The organism is Gemmatimonadaceae bacterium (assembly GCA_020851035.1).
GTDB lineage: Bacteria > Gemmatimonadota > Gemmatimonadetes > Gemmatimonadales > Gemmatimonadaceae > JACMLX01.
The window spans coordinates 1-17,949 of sequence record JADZDM010000021.1 but is presented as its reverse complement, the minus strand read 5'-3'; the positions used below and the strand labels follow the sequence as shown (position 1 = coordinate 17,949).

Sequence of the window (17,949 nt, the reverse complement as noted above, 5' to 3'; positions counted from 1 at the left end):
CCGGCGCGAGATGTCTTGCCGTGCCGGTCGCCCGCTCCATTCCCCTGGCTCCGGAGACTCCCGTGTCGATGATCCGCCGTACCGGCCGACTGCTCGTCGCCTGCCTCACCCTCGCCGCCTGTTCCGGGAAGTCCGCCGACGGCGGCGCCGCTGCCGGTGGCGCCAGCAGCGTGAAGGGTGGGACCATTCCCGGCAGTGGCGACGGGTTCCAGGTCACGATGACCGGCACGGTCGAGCGGCCGGCGGCGGGCCCGCAGGCCGCCGGTACCGACACCACCATCACCACCGTGCGTGTGCTCGACGGCAAGGCCCGGATCGACTTCTCGCGCGGCGCCGCCAACGGCCTGTCGACCGGAGGCTGGATGCTCGTCGAGTCGGATGGCGCGCGCATGTCGATGGTGGACCCGGTCGCGAAGAAGGTGATGACGATGGACGGCCTGCTCGGCAAGGAAGGCATGGGGGGCATGGGCGGGATGATGCAGATGACGGTGAAGGACACCTCGTCCCAGGTGGAGGATCTCGGGGCCGGTGAGACCGTGCTCGGCTTCGCCACGCGGAAGTATCGCGTCACCACGCGGTACACGATCGAGATGTCGATGATGGGTCGCGCCCTGCCGATGCGCACCGAGCAGAGCTCCGTGGTGCACCTGAGCAACGATGTCGCGCTGCTCGATGCCGGCTTCTCGGCCTTCGACAAGGCGTTCACCTCGTCGATGAACGGGATCACCGGCAACCAGGCGGCGGAGGCCATCATGGCGCTCAATGCCAGCCGGCCGAAGGGATTCCCGCTCATCCAGGAGCAGGAGTCGCGCGTGATCCGTGACGGCGACACCACCACCACGCGCAGCGCGTATCGCGTCACCGGGTTCTCGCGCAGCGCGGTCGGCCCGGCCGACTTCACGATCCCGGCCGACTACTCGCGGAACGACGTGGGGGCCTCGCTGCGCGATGCGAAGGCGAAGGCGAACGAGGCGATGCAGCAGGCGGCCGGAGCGGCGGACCGGATGCGGCGCGCGGTGGAGAGCGCGGAGACGGGCCGGCCGGTCCCGTGACCGACAGACGGCTCGGACGTGCCGCCCTCACGGGCGTGACGGCGGTGCTGGTGGTGCTGGCTGGCGCGCGGCCCACGGCGGCTCGTGCCCAGGCCGTGCACGACAGCGTCACCGGCAGTGTCCTGCGCGTGAGCACGGTGCGCACGATGCCGGCGGGCTCCCGCGCGCGGGCCATGGGCGTCGGCCTCCTGGTGCGCCGGCAAGGCACACGGCAGCGCGTGGACGTGCTGCGCGCCGTCGACGACAGTGTGGGGGACGACTGGGCGAGCCTGGACAACGCCCCCGACGAGATCCGCCTGCACAACCGCGCCTCGCGCTCCACGGCGGTGCTCCGGTTCTCCGACCTCCGGCTGATGTTCGACTCCCTCATGCGGGTGCGGTTCGACAGCATGACGGCCGTGGGCGAGGACCTGGGCCCGGGCCCCCGGCTGCTGGGTCACGCCACCCGTCATGTGCAGGTGCGCCGGTCGGTGCGCATGACGAGTGCGCGCGACGGGCGCGTCCAGACCGTGCACATCGTCACCGAGACGGACGAGTGGGTGGCGCCATCGCTGCCCGGCGAGTGGGGCGCGAACTCGGTGCTCACGCTGACGTCGGCCAGCCTCGCGGGCGTGATGGAGCAGATCTTCGGCACCGCGGTGGCCCCGGTGACCGTGCGCGGTGGCGGGACGCTGCCGGCCGGCCTCGCGCTCCGCACCGTCACCCGCAGCCGCACGCGCACCACCGGCTCCTCGGTGCTGCTGCCCGGCACCGCGGATGCCGGTGAGGTGGTGACCGTCGATTCGGCCGAGGTCACGTCGATCGAGCGGCGGGTGCTGCCCGATTCGGTGTTCGACGCACCGGCGGGCTACAAGGTGATCAACATCACCGCGGAGATCCGGAAGCTCGTGGAGTCACTCGAGACACTCGGCGCATCGCTGCAGGGCCTGGCCGGCCGCAAGGCCCCGAAGCCGTTCAAGCCCTCGTCGGGCAAGCCGGCGTGGAAACCCTGACGCCACCACGCTCGGCCCGCGCCGAGTGGTGCGCAGACGACGACGGCGGTCCGCAGCACATCGCGGACCGCCGTCGTCGCTCGCGGCGCGGCACTCAGTAGGCGAGGATCTTCCGGTACGCCTGGCGGAACGTCTCCTGCTGCGGGAGCGTCGCGTCCTCGAGGCTCGGGGCATAGCCGACGAAGGTGTCGGTGCTCGCCACGCGCATCACCGGCGCATCGAGGTGCTCGAAGCACTCCTCGGCGATGGAGGCGGCGATCTCGGCGCCGTAGCCCCACGACTGCGCGTCCTCGTAGCCCACGATCACGCGGTTCGTCTTCCGGATGCTCGCATACACCGTCTCGCGGTCCCACGGCGACAGCGTGCGCAGGTCGATCACCTCGGCACTCACGCCCTCGTCGGCCATCTGGTTGGCGGCCGCCAGCGCGCGCTGCACCGTGGCGCCGTAGGTGACCACCGTGACGTCGGTGCCTTCACGGGCCACCCGTGCCTTGCCGAAGGGGATCAGGAAGTTCGCCCCGGGGTTCATCGCCTTGTTGTACGTCTGGCGGTAGAGGTGCTTGTGCTCGAGGAAGAGCACCGGGTCGTCGCAGCGGATGGCCGTGCGCAGCAGTCCGCTGGCGTCGAGCGCGTTACTCGGGCAGACCACGCGCAGGCCCGGCGTGTGGGTGAAGAGTGAGGCCCCCGTCTGCGAGTGGTACACGCCGCCGCGGATGTACCCGCCGTAGGTGGTGCGGATGACCACCGGCGCGGCGAAGGCGTTGTTCGAGCGCCAGCGCATCGTCGCGAGCTCGTCGCGGATCTGCATGTACGCCGGCCAGATGTAGTCGAAGAACTGGATCTCGACCACCGGCTTGAAGCCCCGCAGCGCGAGGCCGATCGCGCGTCCCACGATGTTCGCCTCGGCCAGCGGGGAGTTGTAGACGCGCGTGGCGCCGAACTCCTTCTGCAGCCCGTGCGTGACCTTGAAGACGCCCCCCTTGCCCTTGACCTTCTCCAGCACGTCGGCGCGGCTGGCATCGGCCACGTCCTCACCGAACATGAGGATCCTCGGGTCGCGCCGCATCTCGTCCTTCATGCACTGGTTCAGCAGGTCGACCATCGTCGACTCGCTACCGCTGAACTGCGGATCGTCCTCGGTGTCGAACTGCTCGCCGGTGGGATCGGTGGACGGGGAGTAGACCGCGTGGTACACCGTGCTCGGGTCGGGCTGGGCGGCGGCGAGCGCGTCGTCGGTGGCGAGCAGCAGCTCTGCCTCCACGCCGTCGGCGATCACGGCCAGGTCCTCGGCCGTCGCGAAACCGTGCTCCTGCAGCCAGGCCGGGAAGGTCCGGAGGGGGTCGCGGGCGGCGTCGGCCTCGCGCTCCTCCGCGGGCCGGTACATGGTCTCGTCATCCGAGAGCGAGTGCGAATACGGCCGGATCACCTTCGCATGCACGAACGCGGGGCCGTTGCGTTCCCGCGCGTAGCGCACGGCCCGGTGCATCGCCTCATAGCTGGCGAGCAGGTCGCAGCCATCCACTTCCTGGATGTAGAGGCCGGGAAATCCCTTCACCAGCTTCGAGATCGACCCGCCCGCCGTGCCGACTTCCACCGGCACGCTGATGGCGTAGCCGTTGTCCTCCACGAGGTAGACGATCGGCAGCTTCAGGTTGCAGGCGGTGTTGAGCGACTCCCAGAACTCGCCCTCGGACGTGGTGCCGTCACCGGTGGTGACCAGCGTGACCTCGTCGGTGGTGCTGCCATCCAGCAGGCGCTGCCGCATGGAGGCCTCGGCGCTGCCGACGGCCTGGAGGAACTGCGTGCCGGTCGGTGACGACGAGGAGACGATGTTCATCGCCGGGCTGCCCCAGTGGCTCGGCATCTGCCGTCCGCCGGAATTCGGGTCACGCGCCGCGCCGACGGCCGAGTACAGCATGTCGACCGCGGTCATGCCGAGCTGCAGGCAGAGGGCGCGGTCGCGATAGTAGAGGAAGAACCAGTCGTGGCCGGGCCGGAGGACCATCCCGGCCGCCGTCAGCACGGCCTCGTGGCCGGCACCGGAGATCTGGAAGAAGATCTTGTTCTGCCGCTTGAGCTGCACCTCCTTGTCGTCGATGCGCCGCGAGAGGAGCATCGTGCGATACGCGGCCAGCAGCTGGTCGCGGGAGAGGCCGGCGGTGTAGGTGTCCGACGTGGCGAGGGAAGTCATGCCGCGACTCGGTGCGGGGAAGGGACGGCGGCGCGCGGTGACGCACGGGCACGCATGGCGGGCGGGACGGCCCTGGTGGGGGGCCACCGGCCGGTGAGTAAGCTAAGCATCCAGCGACGTCCGATATACGGGTCGCCGTGCGCCACGGGACACCCGACGGGGGCCTCCGGACATGGCGCAGGGAACGGAACATGCCGGCGGGATTGGCGGACGCGACGGGTGCGGCGATCTTCGGGGGACACACACACTGGATGGAGTCGCGGACCATGCACACGAGACTGATGCGCGGCGGGCTGCTGGCGCTGGCGCTGATCACGACGGCGGCGCCGGAGTCCGCTGCGGCGCAGGGCGGGTTGCTGGGGCGCGTGAAGCGGCGCGTGGAGGAGAACGTCAACCGCCGCGCCGAGCGCGCCGTGGATTGCGTGATGGGCGACCAGGCCTGCATCGACAAGGCGAAGGCCGAGGGACGCGAGGTCAAGGTGGACTCGACGCGGGCAGCCGGCGCGACGCCGGCGTCCGGCGCGGCACCCGCCGGCACGCCACCCGCCGGCACCCCGGAGGCGGTGGGAACGGGTGCCGGTGGTGGCGGCGCCGGCAACGCGGTGTGGACGAACTACGATTTCGTCCCCGGTACCCGCACGATCTTCGCCGAGGACTTCTCGAACGACCAGGTGGGCAACTTCCCGCGCCGCTACGAATTCGTGAACGGCAACGTGGAACTCGTCACCTATCGTGAGCGCACCTGGCTGCGGTTCACCTCCACCGGCCAGATGTACATCCCGCTCCCGCAGGTCCTGCCGGAGCGCTACACGATCGAGATGGATTTCTGGGGTGCCGACAACGTCTGCTGGATCTTCCCGAGCGGCAAGCTCACCGGCGGCTATCGCATCGAGCTCGGCGCCCGTGCCTACGGCGGCGTCGTGACGCCGAACGGCCTCGCCTCGGGCGGGCTGGGCTACGACCAGGTGAACCTCGTCCACATGGGCCGGATCATGGTCGACGGCACGTACATCAAGGTGTACGTGAACGAGCGGCGGGTGGCGAACGTGCCGAACTTCAACGACGAGAAGGCGAACCGGATCGGCTTCTACTGTGATGGCGGCATGGCGCTCGGCGGCATCCGCGTGGCCGAGGGGGGCCGGAAGTTGTACGACGCGCTGGCGGCGGACGGGCGCGTGGCGACGCAGGGCATCTACTTCGACACCGGCTCGGACCGGATCCGGCCGGAGAGCGCGCCGACGCTCCGGGAGATCGCGGACATGCTCGTGAGCCATGCCGACCTGCGCCTGGGGATCGAGGGCCACACCGACAACGTGGGCATGGCGCCGGCCAACCTCGCGCTGTCGCGGCGGCGCGCGGAGGCCGTGAAGGCCTATCTCGTCACCACGCTGAAGGCCGACGCGGCACGGCTCGAGGCGACCGGGTTCGGGGCCTCGAAGCCGTCCCAGCCGAACACCACGCCCGAGGGCCGGCAGACCAACCGGCGCGTGGAACTGGTCAAGCTGCCATAGTCGCTGTCACTTCAAGGGAGGACGTCGCGCCACCGCGAGACCCGCGGCGCGCGGTGGCGTGGGCAGTGCCGGCCGGCCGCGGGGTGTCCCCGCCGCCCCGGTTTCACGTTCAGCGGGGCTCCCTCCGTGACATCACATTGTGTCTTCTGTGACCTGATCAAGGGTGCTGGCGAAGTGTCCATCTGCTACGAGGACGCCGATGCGGTGGCGTTCATGGACATCCAGCCGGTGAACCGCGGGCATGCGCTGGTGGTGCCGCGTGAGCACTACGCGTCGCTCGAGGACATTCCCGGGCCGCTCGGCAAGCACCTGTTCGATGTGGCCTGGCGCCTGGGCGAGGTGATCCGCGACGTGACCCGCTGCGACGGCATGAACCTGCTGGTGAGCAGTGGCAGCGCGGCGGGGCAGGACGTGTTCCACTACCACGTCCACGTGATCCCGCGCATGCACGACGACGGCTGGGACGTGCCGCTGCCGTTCACCGGGGGCGAACCCACGTCGCGCCAGCACCTCGACGCGACGGCGGTGCAGATCCTGACCGCGCTCCACGACCCGATGCGGGTGCGGGAGTCGGCGGAGCGGTTCGCGCGGCGGAGTACGGACCCCCGCTGAGGCGCGCACCACGGGACCGTTCAAGGGGACCGTTCAAGGGGACGGAGATCTTGAACGGTTCGAAGGGACGGGGATCGTGCACCGGATCTCGAACCGCGCCGTGACACGGTTGGTGCGCCCCCGCTCTTGCCAAAACGAATCGCGCTGCTGAAGATGTTGCTCAGACGCACGTGCATGCATCAGGAACGTCACCGGCCATCGAGGGCACTGGATGATTCGTTCAGGACTGCGCTACGGGATTCGTCGGGCGGCATCGGCATGACCGCCTTCTGGCACCAGCACCAGACCCCGCACCACCTGCGCCGCCCGCTGGCGCGCGCCCCCCGCTGCGAACGCTTCGAGCGGCGGGACAGCCTCCCCCCCGCCGTGCGGCGGGCCCTCAAGACCGCCGCCTACCGCGACTGCGACCGCCGCTGCGTGTACTGCGGGTGGATCATGCCCTTCGCCGAGGCCACGCTCGATCACGTGCACCCGATCGCGCGTGGCGGGCGGTCGCAGCCCGGCAACGTGGTCGTCGCCTGCAGCCCCTGCAACCGGCTCAAGGCCGACCAGCACCCGCACGACTTCTTCGCGCGCTGGCCGTCGGCGGGAGAGAACTTCATGCGCTACGCGCGCTCCGTGCACCGCGCGCTGAAACGCTCGGCGCGCCGCGCGGTGAGCCTGGCCTGGGCCGAGGCCGCCTAGCCAGCACCTGCCGTGGCGCGCCAGGCCCGCACGGTCAGGGCCGGCGTGTCGCCGCGGTCCCCACCCGCTGGAGCGCCGCGGCGAGCTCGCGCACCAGCGCACCGGCGTGGAGCGTCGGACGGCCCCACTGCTCGCCATCCACCTCCACCACCGCACCGTTGCGCACGGCGCGGAGGTCGCGCCAGCCCGCCGTCGCCCGCAGCGTCGACAGCTGCGCCTGACCGCCGGGCCGGCGGCCCACGATCAGCACGTCGGGATCGCGCGCGATGAACGCCTCCAGCGAGAGCGTCGGGAAGTCGCCGCCGACGTCGCGGAACGGATTGTCGGCGCCGGCCACCGACACCAGCTCGGCGATGTAGCTCGTCGACGCGGCGACGATCACCGGCGACCGGCTGATCAGGTACACCGCCGTCGGTCGCGGGCGCTGCGCGCTGCCCCGCTGCACCGCACGGAACTCGGCGCGCAGCGCACCGGCGGCGGCCGACGCGCGCGCCTCGAGGCCCAGCATCGCGCCGATGTCGCGCACGGTCGCGAACATCGCCGCCGTGTCACGGGTCTCCACCAGGTACACGGGCACCCCAACGGCCCGCATCCGGTTCACCGCCGCCGACGTGGCGGACCCCTTCCACGCGATCAGCAGGTCCGGCCGCGACGCCAGCAGCACCTCCACGCTCGGGTCGATCCCGCCGCCCACGTTCGCCGCCGCCGCCACGGTGTTCGACGTGTCGTACCGCGTGCGCGCGGCGACACGGTCGGCGGCGCCGAGGGTGATCATGATGTCCACGGCTGACGACATCAGCGCTGCGACGCGCCGCGCGGGTGCCTTCAGCGTCACCGTGTGGCCGGCCCCGTCACGCACGCTCACCGGCTGCGCCGGGAGGGTGCCGGCGAACGACAGGACAGCGGCGAGCGTCAGAAGCGTTGAGCGTTCCATCGGACCAGGGAGGCGCCGGTGCTGGTCAGCGAGAAGGTGCTGACACGGGCGTGATCGAGGGCAAGCGACATGGCGCGCGAGGGCGGCATGTCGAGGAGGACGACGGCGGCGGCCCGGATGCTGGCGGCATGCGCCACGACCAGCAGGTCGGTGCCATCGGGCTGCAGCGAGTCGAGCCAGCTGCGCACGCGCCGGACGACGTCGTCGAACGACTCGCCTCCCGGCGCGCGGATCGAGGGCCACGCCGGGGACCAGTCATCATCCGCGGGACCCATCGCCGAGTCGATGTCGTCCCACGTCATCCCGTCCCAGGCGCCGTAGTGCATGTCGCGGAGCCGCGGCTCGACCTCGAACGCCTCAGTCGTGAGGATCATCGTGGTCTCGCACGCGCGCTGGAGGTCGCTGCTGACGACGCGGGCGGGATGGCCGGTGAGCTGGCGGGAGAGCACGCGGCACTCGCGCCGGCCGGCCTGCGAGAGCCGTGCATCCGCCTGCCCGAGACAGCGCCCCTCCTCCCGGAACGCACTGCCTTCACGCACGAAATGCAGCGTCAGCACCGGCGCGTCACCACTCGGCAGGCCGGGGCGCAGGCGCATCAGTAGTCCACCGGCCGGAGGTAACTCTCGCCGATGGCGGTCGGGCCGATGAGCGCAACGGTGGGCAGGCGGCGTTTCCAGTGCGTCGACTCGAGGCGCCGTCGGACGATCTCGATGTCGCGGGCGTCGAAGCCACGCTCGGCGAGTTCCTGCGGCGTCCAGCCGTTGAGCATCCAGTTCAGCAGTTCGTCGGCGCGCGCGTAGCTGATGCCGAAGTCGCCCTCATCGGTCTGGCCCTGGATCAGGTCCGCGCTGGCCGGCTTGTCGATGATGCCGGCCGGCACGCCGAGGTGCCGGGCCAGCGCCCAGACCTGCGACTTGTACAGGTCGCCGAGCGGGTTGATCGGGGGCGAGTCGTCGGCATGCCAGGTGTAGTAGCCGAAGAGTCGCTCCGTCTTGTTGCCCGTGCCCAGCGGCACCCCGCGGTGCTTCGCGCTGAGGTCGAACAGCGTGATCATCCGCGTGCGGGCCATCACGTTGCCGCGACGCGCGGGATCGGCATCGGGCTCGTGCTGGAGGTAGCCGTCCACGGCGGCGGTGATCTCCATCGTCCGGTGCTGGATGCCCAGGGCGTCGATGACCAGCTGCGCGTGTGCCAGGCTGTCGGCGCTGGATGACCGGTACGGCATGCGCACCGCGAAGACGTTCTCCGGTCCCAGGGCGCGCGCCGCGAGGTAGGTGGTCACCGCCGAGTCCACGCCGCCGGAGAGGCCGATCACGGCGGTGGTGAAGCCGCGGCGCGCCATCTCGTCGCGGATGAACTGCACCAGCCACTGCGCGACCAGCGGGGCGTCGATGTCGAGCGGGGCGGGGCCGCCGGAGATCCTGTCGTCGCCAGCCGTCACGCGCACGGCCGGCGCGCTGCGCGGCGGGGTTGGGGGCACGATCGGTCGTGCGGGTGCGTCGGCGGGGTCGAAGGAGAGCGAGTACGGCGCGCGCGCCATCGCGGCGGCGATGTTGCCGGCAAGGTGCGGCCAGGCGTGCGACACGTCGCTCAGCAGCGGGGCGTCGGCACGGGCACGCACGAGGTCACGCATGTCGAGCGTGACCGTCGCCAGTGCCGGCTCGAACAGCGGCAGCGTGAGGCGGATGTCGCCGTGCGGGCCAGCGAGGATCGACGCGCCGCTGAACATCTTGCCGCCCTCGCTCCCGACCAGGTTGCTGAGCGACACGAACATCCCGTGCTCCTCGGCGATGTCGCGGATCAGCCTCTCCCAGCGGTAGACGCTCGCCGGGCCGCCATTGGCGTCGTTCCGCGGCCAGGGCCCGCGCGCCGGTGCCGCCGACGACACGAAGACCACCTCGGCCCCGTCCAGCGCCGCCACCGTGCCGGTGATGGAGTGCCACGCGTCCTCGCAGACCAGCATCGCGGCGCGTCCCCACGGCGTGTCGAAGGCGCGGATGTCGCGGCCGGCTTCCACGAAGCGGGCCTCGTCGAAGAGGCCGTAGGTGGGCAGGAAGTTCTTGCGGTGCACGTGGCGGATCACGGCGGCATCGCCACCGAGCGACACGTACATCACGCTGTTGTACAGGGTGCTGCGCCAGCGTTCGTAGAAGCCGATCACCACGTCGATGGTGGCGCCGTCCGGCGCCCGCTCGCGGAAGTCGTGCTGCAGGTCCGCCGCGAGTGTGCCGGCACTGACCGCCAGGTCGCGCACGCCGCCCTCGAGGAAGTACCCGGTGAGGGCGGTTTCCGGGAAGTGCACGACCTCGGGGCGCGGGTCCCGGGCCGCCGCCTCCGCGATGAGGGCGGCAACCTGGGCGCGATTGGCGGTGTAGTCGGCCTTGGACGGCCGGAACTGCGCGAGGCCGAGGCGAAGCAGGCGTGGCATGCAGGAAAGATACACACACGACGCGCCGGGTTCGCGGCGGGGCCGCGCGCACGAATCCTGCGCGGGCGCTCCCGGGCGGCCCTGCCCACCCCGACCACCTACATTGGACCCGTGTCCCGCCTCATCCTCTGCTTCGCCCTCGCCGCCGGCCCGCTCGCCGCGCAGGGATCCGATCCCGCCGCCATCGTCCCGCTCCCGCAGTCGTCGATGGTGCTGGCCCGCGACGGGACGGTGATCGGGGAATTCGGGCGGCAGGTGCGGACCAGTGTCGCGATCGCCTCGCTGCCACGCCACGTGGGCCAGGCGTTCGTGGCGGTGGAGGACCACCGCTTCTACCAGCACGACGGCGTGGACATGGTCGGCGTTGCCGCTGCCGTGAAGGACGCGGTGCTCGGGAATGCCCGCGGGGCGAGCACGATCACGCAGCAGCTGGTCGGCAACATGCACCCCGACATCATCGACCGGCGGGACGCGTCGATCGGGCGGAAGCTGCGCGAGCAGTCGGCGGCGCGGGACATGGAGCGCCGCTACACCAAGGCCCAGATCCTCGAGGCGTACCTCAACACGATCCACTTCGGCCATGGCTGGTACGGGATCGACGCGGCGGCGCGGCACTACTTCGGCAAGCCTGCCACGCGCCTCTCGCTGGCCGAGGCGGCGACGCTGGCCGCGATGCCCAAGGGACCGGCGCTGTACGACCCGGTGCGGTTTCCCGACCGCGTGCGGGAACGCCGGAACCTCGTGCTCGCCCTGATGGAGCAGCAGCGCTACATCACCGCCGCGGAGAAGGCGGCGGCCCAGGCCGCGCCGCTGGTCACCACCCGTGACTCCATCGATGCCAGCTTCAGCTACATGGTGAACGTGGCGCGGGTGCAGGCGGAGCGCGGCGGGGTGAACCTGCGCGATGGCGGCTACCGCGTGCTCACCACGCTCGACCCGACCCTGCAGCGCGCCGCCGCACGGGCGCTGCGCGAGGTGGTCGCGAAGGCCGAGGCGACCGTGCCCCGCCGCCGGACGCGGAAGGGCGCGCCCGCGGCCGCGCCGGCGCCAGCCGGCACGCTGCAGGGCGCGGTGGTGATGCTGTCGCCGTTCACCGGTGAGGTCCTGGCGCTGGTGGGCGGCCGCGACTTCGCCGCCAGCGCCTTCGATCGTGTGATCGACGGTCGGCGCCAGCCGGGCTCCAGCTTCAAGCCGTTCGTGTACGGCACGGCGCTGCTGCAGGGCGTCCCCGCCAACACCATCGTGCAGGACACCGCACTGCAGATCGCCCTGCCGACGGGGCGGACCTACGCGCCGGAGAACTCCGACGGGAAGTTCCTCGGGCCCCTCACGCTGCGCGAGGCCCTGGTCCAGTCGCGGAACCCGGTGGCGGTGCAGCTCGGCATGCAGGTCACGATCGACAGCATCGCCGCCCTCGCACACCGTATGGGGCTCGAGGCGACCATCGCGCCCTACCCGTCCAGCGCGATCGGCACGGCCAGTGTGCGACCGCTGGACATGGCGGCGGCGTATGCCGTGATCGCCAACGGCGGCTCGTCGGTGAAGCCGCGCTTCGTGACGCGCGTCGAGGACCGCGGCGGCCGCGTGGTGTGGTCCCCGCGGATCGCGGCCCCGCAGTATGCACTGGACACGCGGGTGGCCTTCGTGCTGCGCGAGATGATGCGCGACGTGGTGGAGCGGGGCACGGCCACGGCGGTGCGCCGCCTCGTGCCGGCGCGCATCCCCGTGGCCGGCAAGACCGGCACCACCAACGGCAGCACCGACGTCTGGTTCGTGGGCATGACGCCGGAACTCGTCGGTGCGGTGTGGGTCGGCTACGACACGCCTCGCCCGATCTCCGGGGGCCAGGCCGCCGGCGGGACCGTCGCGGCACCGATCTTCGGGCGCACCGTACAGGCGTTCTACACGGCCGGTCGCAGCAGCATGCCGTGGACCCCTCCGCCGGGTGTCGTCTCGGCCGAACTCGATCGCGTCACCGGCCTCCCCGCCAGCGACTCCACGCCACCGGCGCGGCGCTACACCGAGTGGTTCGTCGCCGGCACCGAGCCGGGCGCGATCCCGGTGGACATCTGGAAGCTCATGGAGCTGGGCGGCATCGGCCGCTGATTGCGCGCAGGGCTGCGCGACGTGGTGGGTGTTGCAAAGTTGACGAAATGCGAATAATGTTGGGGCAGCGTCGCGTCACCCACGCCGCTGACACCCACTGATGCCCGGGACGGCGCGTCAGTTCACGCGAACCCGGTCCGGGCACATGCACGCCACACGCAACGGAGGAGCGCCGCCGCACCACGTCGTCGTCTCGCGCCTCGGGATGACAGCGGCGCTCGTACTCGCGATGCTCTTGCCGTGCGCCGCGTCCCTGCGCGCGCAGGCGGCCGCGCCGGATTCAATGCGCGTGCCGCCGGGGCCGCGTGACCTCGCCGCTGTGCAGTCCTGCCCGCGGGCGCAGTGCGAACTCACGCTCGAGCGCGGGACGGTGCACGGCACGCGACTGCGGGTGGGTCATCCGGGATCGCTGGAGTTGATCGGCTTCACGGGCCGCGCGTCGATCCGTCGGCTGCAGGCCGTGCCCGCCGCCGGCGTCGAAGCGGCGCGCGCCCGCAGCGCCCTGCGTCGCGCGATCGTGGGCACCGTCGCCACCCTGCTCGCGGATGCCGCCATCTGGGTGGCGCCGAAATACCTTCGCGATTCGCAGATCCAGCAGCGGTGGCTGCTCGTGGCCGCGATCTCGAGCGCGGGCGTGCTCAACTGGCAGTACCAGACCAGGGGTGCCGATGGACACTTCGAGCGGGCGGTCACGAACTACAACCGTGAACTGCCGCCCTGACGGCTCGTGTGACACCCGCTGCATCGTCACGGGCCACCGCCGCAATTAGTTGTCCGATGCGTGCCCGCTCACGTTCCGCCGTACCACTCGTACCCGCGATCACTCCAGTACCCACCATTCGGACCCGGCAGCACCACGATCTTCGTCAGGAACTTGGTGTTCTTGTAACCGAGCTTGATCGGTCCATGCACCCGCGCCGGTGCCCTTGATCCGCCCGAGTCTCTTGATGTCGAGGTGCAGGAGCGCGCCAGGCTGCGCGTGCTCGTAGCGCACCAGCGGCTGCGGCGGCGCCAGCGACGGGAGGCGATTGAGCTGGAGGCGCTGCAGCATCGTGACGAGCAGCGCGTAGTGTGACGCAATGCGCAGCGACGACCGCCGTTTCCGCCGCGCTCTCTCGACCTGTCGGTGCCGATGCCGCGGCAGCCGACGGGCCAATCGATGCGGCCGGGACGGCCGATCCTGCAGCCCCGCTTCGCCCTCCGTCCGGCACCGCTTCAACCACTTCCAGATGGTGCGCGGAGACGCAGGCGCCCCGCGACACCTCGGCCATCGGCACCACGGCGTCGACGCGCTGGAGCACGGCGAGTCGCCCCGCTGGGGTCAATCGTGCATTCCTGTGGGTGTTCACAGGGCCTCTGGCTGGTTGCCGGTTGAGTGTCTCGACAACCCCAGATTTCAACCGCTACGCCCCGTGCACTACCTCTCCGTCAATTACAGCTGGTGCGTCCGAGCTAGGCGGTCGCAGAAGGGCGGAGGAACCCGGCCTCGCCGGCGCGCCGCACGACGCGCGCGAGACGGTCCGCGGCCTTGAACCAGTTCGTGCGCACCGCACGCTCAGCGGCGGCGGGCGATCCCGACGCGATCGACTCCACGATCGCATCGTGCTCCGCGAAGGTCTCCTCGAAGCCCGATCCTATGAGCGGTCCGTAGAAGTACTCGTAGCGGTCGAGATGAGGCCGCAGCTCAACCAACAGCAACTGCAGTCGCGGTCCGGCCAGCGCCGAGCGCAGCGTCTGGTGGAACGCATTGTGAAGCTCGAACTGCCGGTTCCAGTCGGGCGCACCCTTCGACGCTTCGCATCGGAACTCCGCTTGCGCCTTCGCCATAGATGCGGCCAGCGCCAAGCGCTCGGCCGACCGACGCTCCTCGACGCGGCGGGCGACCAAGCCCTCGAGCGCGCCGGCCGCCGTGTACAGTTCGCGGGCTTCGTCCGCCGTCATCGGGGCCACGGCGAGCCGGACCTTCGCGCCGTCGCTCGCCCCGGTTGGCACCAAGAGGCGTTCCTGCTGGAGTCGCCGCAGCGCCTCGCGGGCCGGCGTTCGACTCACCTGAAGCTGCGTCGCAACGTCGATTTCGGTGAGGCGCGTCCCCGGCAGAAGTCGACCACGCACAATCAGGGCACGAAGCTTGTCGTGCACTGCGAGCGACGCGGTGGCAGGAGTGGCGGGGAGTACCATTGAGCGCCGATGAGGCATTCGGGTGCTGGTCGAGGAGAAAACGAATACTGGCGAGGGAGCCTCGGCCCCGCCATCCCATTCGTCGTCAGAGCGGTCGGTCTCCGTGATACCCACTCCCAAGGACGATACGCGCTGACACCAGGTACCCGGGTATGCTCGTCACCTTCTCGATCGAGCGCGAAGCGCGAAGGTGATGCCGGTAAGTGACACGTCTGCCGTCTGGCGTCTCGCCACCCGTCACTGGGTGATGCCCTGCATCTCCTGCGATGATGCCGCGCTTGAAACCCGGGGCGCGCGCGTGCAAGTGGCGTCATGCGTCACGAGTCTCGCTTCATATCCCTGGCGTTCCCTCGCGGTGTCGCCATATCCCGGGGGCCAGACGCACACCTCGCCAAAGCGCCGCCGGCGATCGTCCCCACGGCAAGCCCCCCCCCCCGCAGGCGTCGGCATCGCGCTCGCACTCGCCGTCGTCGTTCGACGTGACACCTCCGACGTCGAGCGGAGCGCAACCCAGCGCTGCCCGCGGAATGCGGGGTTGCCCGGCTAACGGACCTTCCTGCCTTCCGTCCGGTTTCCGCCCTGCAGAAAGGTGAGGCTCTGAACGGCCCCGTTCGATCCAAGGTTGAACGTGACCTGCGCGCCGATCTCCCGTATGAAGAATCGGTCCTCAGCTTCCGCCAGAAGTTCGACCGGGGGACTTCCGGTTGCCGTGGCGATCAGGACGCCATTCTGGCTCTTCACCTCGATCAGGAAGGACGGTTGCAGCTCATACACGCCGACGTACCTGGCCAGGATTTCTGGCGCGAGTGTGATCGCCTCGCGTTCCGCTGCCGGCTTCTTGTCTGTTTCGTGTCCGACGCTCCTGCTGATGCGCTCCAGGTACAGCACCTGTCTCTTCCCGTCCTTAAGCGAAAAGCCGTACGTCGCGAGACTTCCTTCGAATCTGAACTGGCTGTCTGAGACGGCGAGAAGCCTGATCGGTCGACCGCCCTCGCGCGTGCTGTACAGCGCACCTTGATCGTAGGTCACGAATCGGACGACATCGTCGAACTGATATGCTCCCACCCATCGGCGCAACTGCGCTTCGCTCAGGGCGACGGCAGCCTTCTCCACGATCGATTGTCCGAGGAGCATCGAGACAGCCTTCAGGTTGTACGATTCAGGACCTCTCCCATCATCACGATTCGTCAATACGATCGCGTACACGTCGCGTCCGGGCACGTAGATCCCGGAGGTTGCGTAGCCGTTGATGCCGCCCGTGTGCTCGAGGGTAGGCACGCCAGCGAGTTCGTTGATCGCCCAGCCATATCCATAGTTGCTCAGACGTCCGGTCGACAGCCGGTGATTCGTGAACGCCAGGTGCTTGGCGCTTTCCGAGACGAGCGTGTTACGCCGAAGGGATCGGCTCCACAGCAACATGTCGTCGACATTGGAGAGCAGTGCACCCGCGGCGTAGGCAACGGTTGGACTCATGTATTCCGGATTCTCGACGTTGCCTTCGTAGAGCTGGTAGCCGCTCGCCCTGCTCGGGATCACCGTAAAGTTGCTCGCGTAGTAAGAGTGCTTCATGCCGAGCCTGTCGAAGATGTTCTTTCGGACAAACTCCCCATAGGAGACCCCCGACAGCTTTTCGATGATCATGCCCAGGAGCGCGTAGCCCGAGTTGCTGTACGCGTATTGTGTGCCAGGGGTGAACTCAAGGGGCAGGTGCTTGACACTCTCGACGATCTCTTCGGGCGACAGATCCTGCCGGGTCTTGGATCGAAACGTGACCAGATTGGTGTAACTCGTCACGCCGGACGAGTGGTTGAGCAGATGGTGCAGGGTGATTTCGTCGCCTCGTGGATAGTCCGGAATGAACTTCGAGAGGGGGTCTTGCAGCGCGAGTTTCCCCTGTTCCATCAGCATGAGGATCGACACGCTGGTGAACTGCTTCGTGATCGACGCGAGCTGCAGGACGTTGTCGGCCCTCATCGGCACTCGCAGTTCGAGATCCGCCATCCCGAAGGCTTTCCGATAGAGGACGTCGTCGCCGCGCGCGATCAGGACGGTCGCGCCAGGAGCATCGGCGGGGTACGCCTGTCGGAAGATGGCATCGACGGCCGCGATTTCGGTTCTCGTCAACGCGGACGTGGAAGCTGCGCGCGCGGGACGTGCAGCGCCCTCGCCTTGTCCGAGCACGCACTGCGGCGCCAGGAGTGCGACGAGTGTCAGTGTGTATTTCATCGTCTGTCTCGATTGAGAGTTCCTGAGGGATCGGCTGCTGCGTGCGTCCGCGGACACGGCGTCTTGATCACCGAGGCCGCGCGACAGCATGCGGCGCCGCCGAGCGGGCGGCCTCCACACCCTTAATGTATACATTGTGAGTGTACAACAGCCCGGTGCAGTGCGCTAGGTGCAGATGACGAAGACGTTGTTCAGAGACGCGCCGCCAGTCGTTCCGCGCGGGTCTGCAGTGCGATGCCCCCTCGGTGGGGGCTCAGCATCCTGCTCGTCGTCGCGGGGCAGGGGCTCGTGGGGCCGGCCGAGCCGCACCGCGCGCGATGGAACGCGTCAACGCATCGCGTCCCCGATAGCGGCACGGCGGCGGCGCCCCTGGGCCAGCGCCGTTCACGCGCCAGACCCGCTCACGTCCCCCCGTACCACTCGTACCCCCGGTCGCTCCAGTACCCACCATTCGGACCCGGCAGCACCACGATCTTCGTCAGGAACTTGGTGTTCTTGTAACCGAGCTTGATCGGTCCATGCACCCGCGCCGGTGCACCGTACGCCGGCGTGAGCGCCTGCCCGTCCTTCGCCAGCACCACCATCGTCTGCGGGTGCATCGTGCTCTCGATGTCCCAGCTTTCGTGGTAGCCATCGTCGAAGCTCAGGAAGTCCACCGCCATCGCGTCACCGGTGGGCTGCACCGCCGCAAGCAGCGTGCGCATCGGCAGCCCGGTGAAGTCGGCCACCGCCGACCAGCCCTCCACGCAGTAGTGCGGCACGCGCTGGGTGGTGAGTGGCATGGCCCGCAGCTCGTCCAGCGTGAAACTGCGCGGTGACCTGACCGCGCCGCCCACGTCCAGCCGCCAGGTGCCGCGTGCTGCCACATCCCACACCGGCACGGTGTCGCTGATCCAGTACGCCGGGAAGCGCGCCCCCGCCGGCGGCACGCCGCCGGTGCGGGCCAGCGATCCGTCACCCAGCAGCCAGCGCTCGAACTTCTCGTTCTGCTGCGTGGCAAACGTCAGCAGCTTCTCCGCCGATCCCGGGCCCGGG

The 17,949-nt window shown here is 69.8% G+C and carries 15 protein-coding genes; 7 read left to right on the top strand and 8 right to left on the bottom strand.

Annotated elements, in window-relative coordinates:
- The first annotated feature begins 62 nt into the window (after positions 1-62).
- Positions 63-1,052 carry a hypothetical protein gene (locus IT355_12865; protein MCC7054149.1) on the top strand — a complete coding sequence of 330 codons (990 nt, stop codon included), beginning with the start codon at positions 63-65 and terminating at the stop codon, positions 1,050-1,052.
- Complete coding sequence (locus tag IT355_12860; GenBank protein MCC7054148.1) at positions 1,049-2,044, top strand: hypothetical protein; 996 nt, start codon at positions 1,049-1,051, stop codon at positions 2,042-2,044. Before IT355_12865 ends, IT355_12860 begins: the two co-directional genes overlap by 4 nt.
- A gap of 94 nt (positions 2,045-2,138) precedes the next feature.
- On the opposite strand, the gene IT355_12855 is transcribed toward IT355_12860, so the two are convergent.
- Complete coding sequence (locus IT355_12855) at positions 2,139-4,235, bottom strand: dehydrogenase E1 component subunit alpha/beta (GenBank protein MCC7054147.1); 2,097 nt, start codon at positions 4,233-4,235, stop codon at positions 2,139-2,141.
- 266 nt (positions 4,236-4,501) lie between these two features.
- On the opposite strand from IT355_12855, the gene IT355_12850 reads away from it, so the two are divergent.
- The 3 genes from IT355_12850 to IT355_12840 all read left to right on the top strand — a co-directional run bounded on the left by IT355_12850 (position 4,502) and on the right by IT355_12840 (position 7,042).
- Positions 4,502-5,746: an OmpA family protein gene (locus tag IT355_12850; GenBank protein MCC7054146.1), complete on the top strand. Its 1,245-nt coding sequence runs from the start codon at positions 4,502-4,504 to the stop codon at positions 5,744-5,746.
- A 126-nt stretch (positions 5,747-5,872) separates the two neighbouring features.
- Positions 5,873-6,358 carry an HIT domain-containing protein gene (locus IT355_12845; protein ID MCC7054145.1) on the top strand — a complete coding sequence of 162 codons (486 nt, stop codon included), beginning with the start codon at positions 5,873-5,875 and terminating at the stop codon, positions 6,356-6,358.
- 258 nt (positions 6,359-6,616) lie between these two features.
- Positions 6,617-7,042, top strand: a complete 426-nt coding sequence (locus IT355_12840; GenBank protein MCC7054144.1) for an HNH endonuclease — start codon at positions 6,617-6,619, stop codon at positions 7,040-7,042.
- 34 nt (positions 7,043-7,076) lie between these two features.
- Here IT355_12840 and IT355_12835 read toward each other — a convergent pair whose 3' ends face one another.
- Genes IT355_12835 through IT355_12825 form a run of 3 tightly spaced genes read right to left on the bottom strand, consistent with a single transcriptional unit; the run spans position 7,077 to position 10,404 of the window.
- Positions 7,077-7,976: an ABC transporter substrate-binding protein gene (locus tag IT355_12835; protein MCC7054143.1), complete on the bottom strand. Its 900-nt coding sequence runs from the start codon at positions 7,974-7,976 to the stop codon at positions 7,077-7,079.
- Positions 7,955-8,572 carry a histidine phosphatase family protein gene (locus IT355_12830; GenBank protein ID MCC7054142.1) on the bottom strand — a complete coding sequence of 206 codons (618 nt, stop codon included), beginning with the start codon at positions 8,570-8,572 and terminating at the stop codon, positions 7,955-7,957. Before IT355_12830 ends, IT355_12835 begins: the two co-directional genes overlap by 22 nt.
- Entirely contained in the window at positions 8,572-10,404 is a 1,833-nt protein-coding gene (locus tag IT355_12825) for an NAD+ synthase (protein MCC7054141.1), read from the bottom strand. Before IT355_12825 ends, IT355_12830 begins: the two co-directional genes overlap by 1 nt.
- Positions 10,405-10,515: 111 nt before the next feature.
- Between IT355_12825 and IT355_12820 the strand changes: the two genes are divergently transcribed.
- Together IT355_12820 and IT355_12815 are read left to right on the top strand one after the other, a co-directional pair.
- A complete protein-coding gene (locus IT355_12820) occupies positions 10,516-12,510 on the top strand; it encodes a PBP1A family penicillin-binding protein (GenBank protein ID MCC7054140.1) in 1,995 nt (664 codons plus the stop codon).
- Between the two features lie 145 nt (positions 12,511-12,655).
- Positions 12,656-13,231 (top strand): hypothetical protein, encoded by a 576-nt coding sequence (locus IT355_12815; GenBank protein ID MCC7054139.1) that lies wholly within the window; start codon positions 12,656-12,658, stop codon positions 13,229-13,231.
- Positions 13,232-13,330: 99 nt separating this feature from the next.
- On the opposite strand, the gene IT355_12810 is transcribed toward IT355_12815, so the two are convergent.
- The 4 genes from IT355_12810 to IT355_12795 all read right to left on the bottom strand — a co-directional run.
- Positions 13,331-13,729: a hypothetical protein gene (locus IT355_12810; GenBank protein ID MCC7054138.1), complete on the bottom strand. Its 399-nt coding sequence runs from the start codon at positions 13,727-13,729 to the stop codon at positions 13,331-13,333.
- A gap of 233 nt (positions 13,730-13,962) precedes the next feature.
- Positions 13,963-14,649 carry a GntR family transcriptional regulator gene (locus tag IT355_12805; protein MCC7054137.1) on the bottom strand — a complete coding sequence of 229 codons (687 nt, stop codon included), beginning with the start codon at positions 14,647-14,649 and terminating at the stop codon, positions 13,963-13,965.
- Between the two features lie 582 nt (positions 14,650-15,231).
- A complete protein-coding gene (locus IT355_12800; GenBank protein MCC7054136.1) occupies positions 15,232-16,914 on the bottom strand; it encodes a serine hydrolase in 1,683 nt (560 codons plus the stop codon).
- Positions 16,915-17,315: 401 nt separating this feature from the next.
- On the bottom strand, positions 17,316-17,949 hold a 634-nt coding region (locus IT355_12795; protein ID MCC7054135.1), incomplete at its 5' end, for a molybdopterin-dependent oxidoreductase.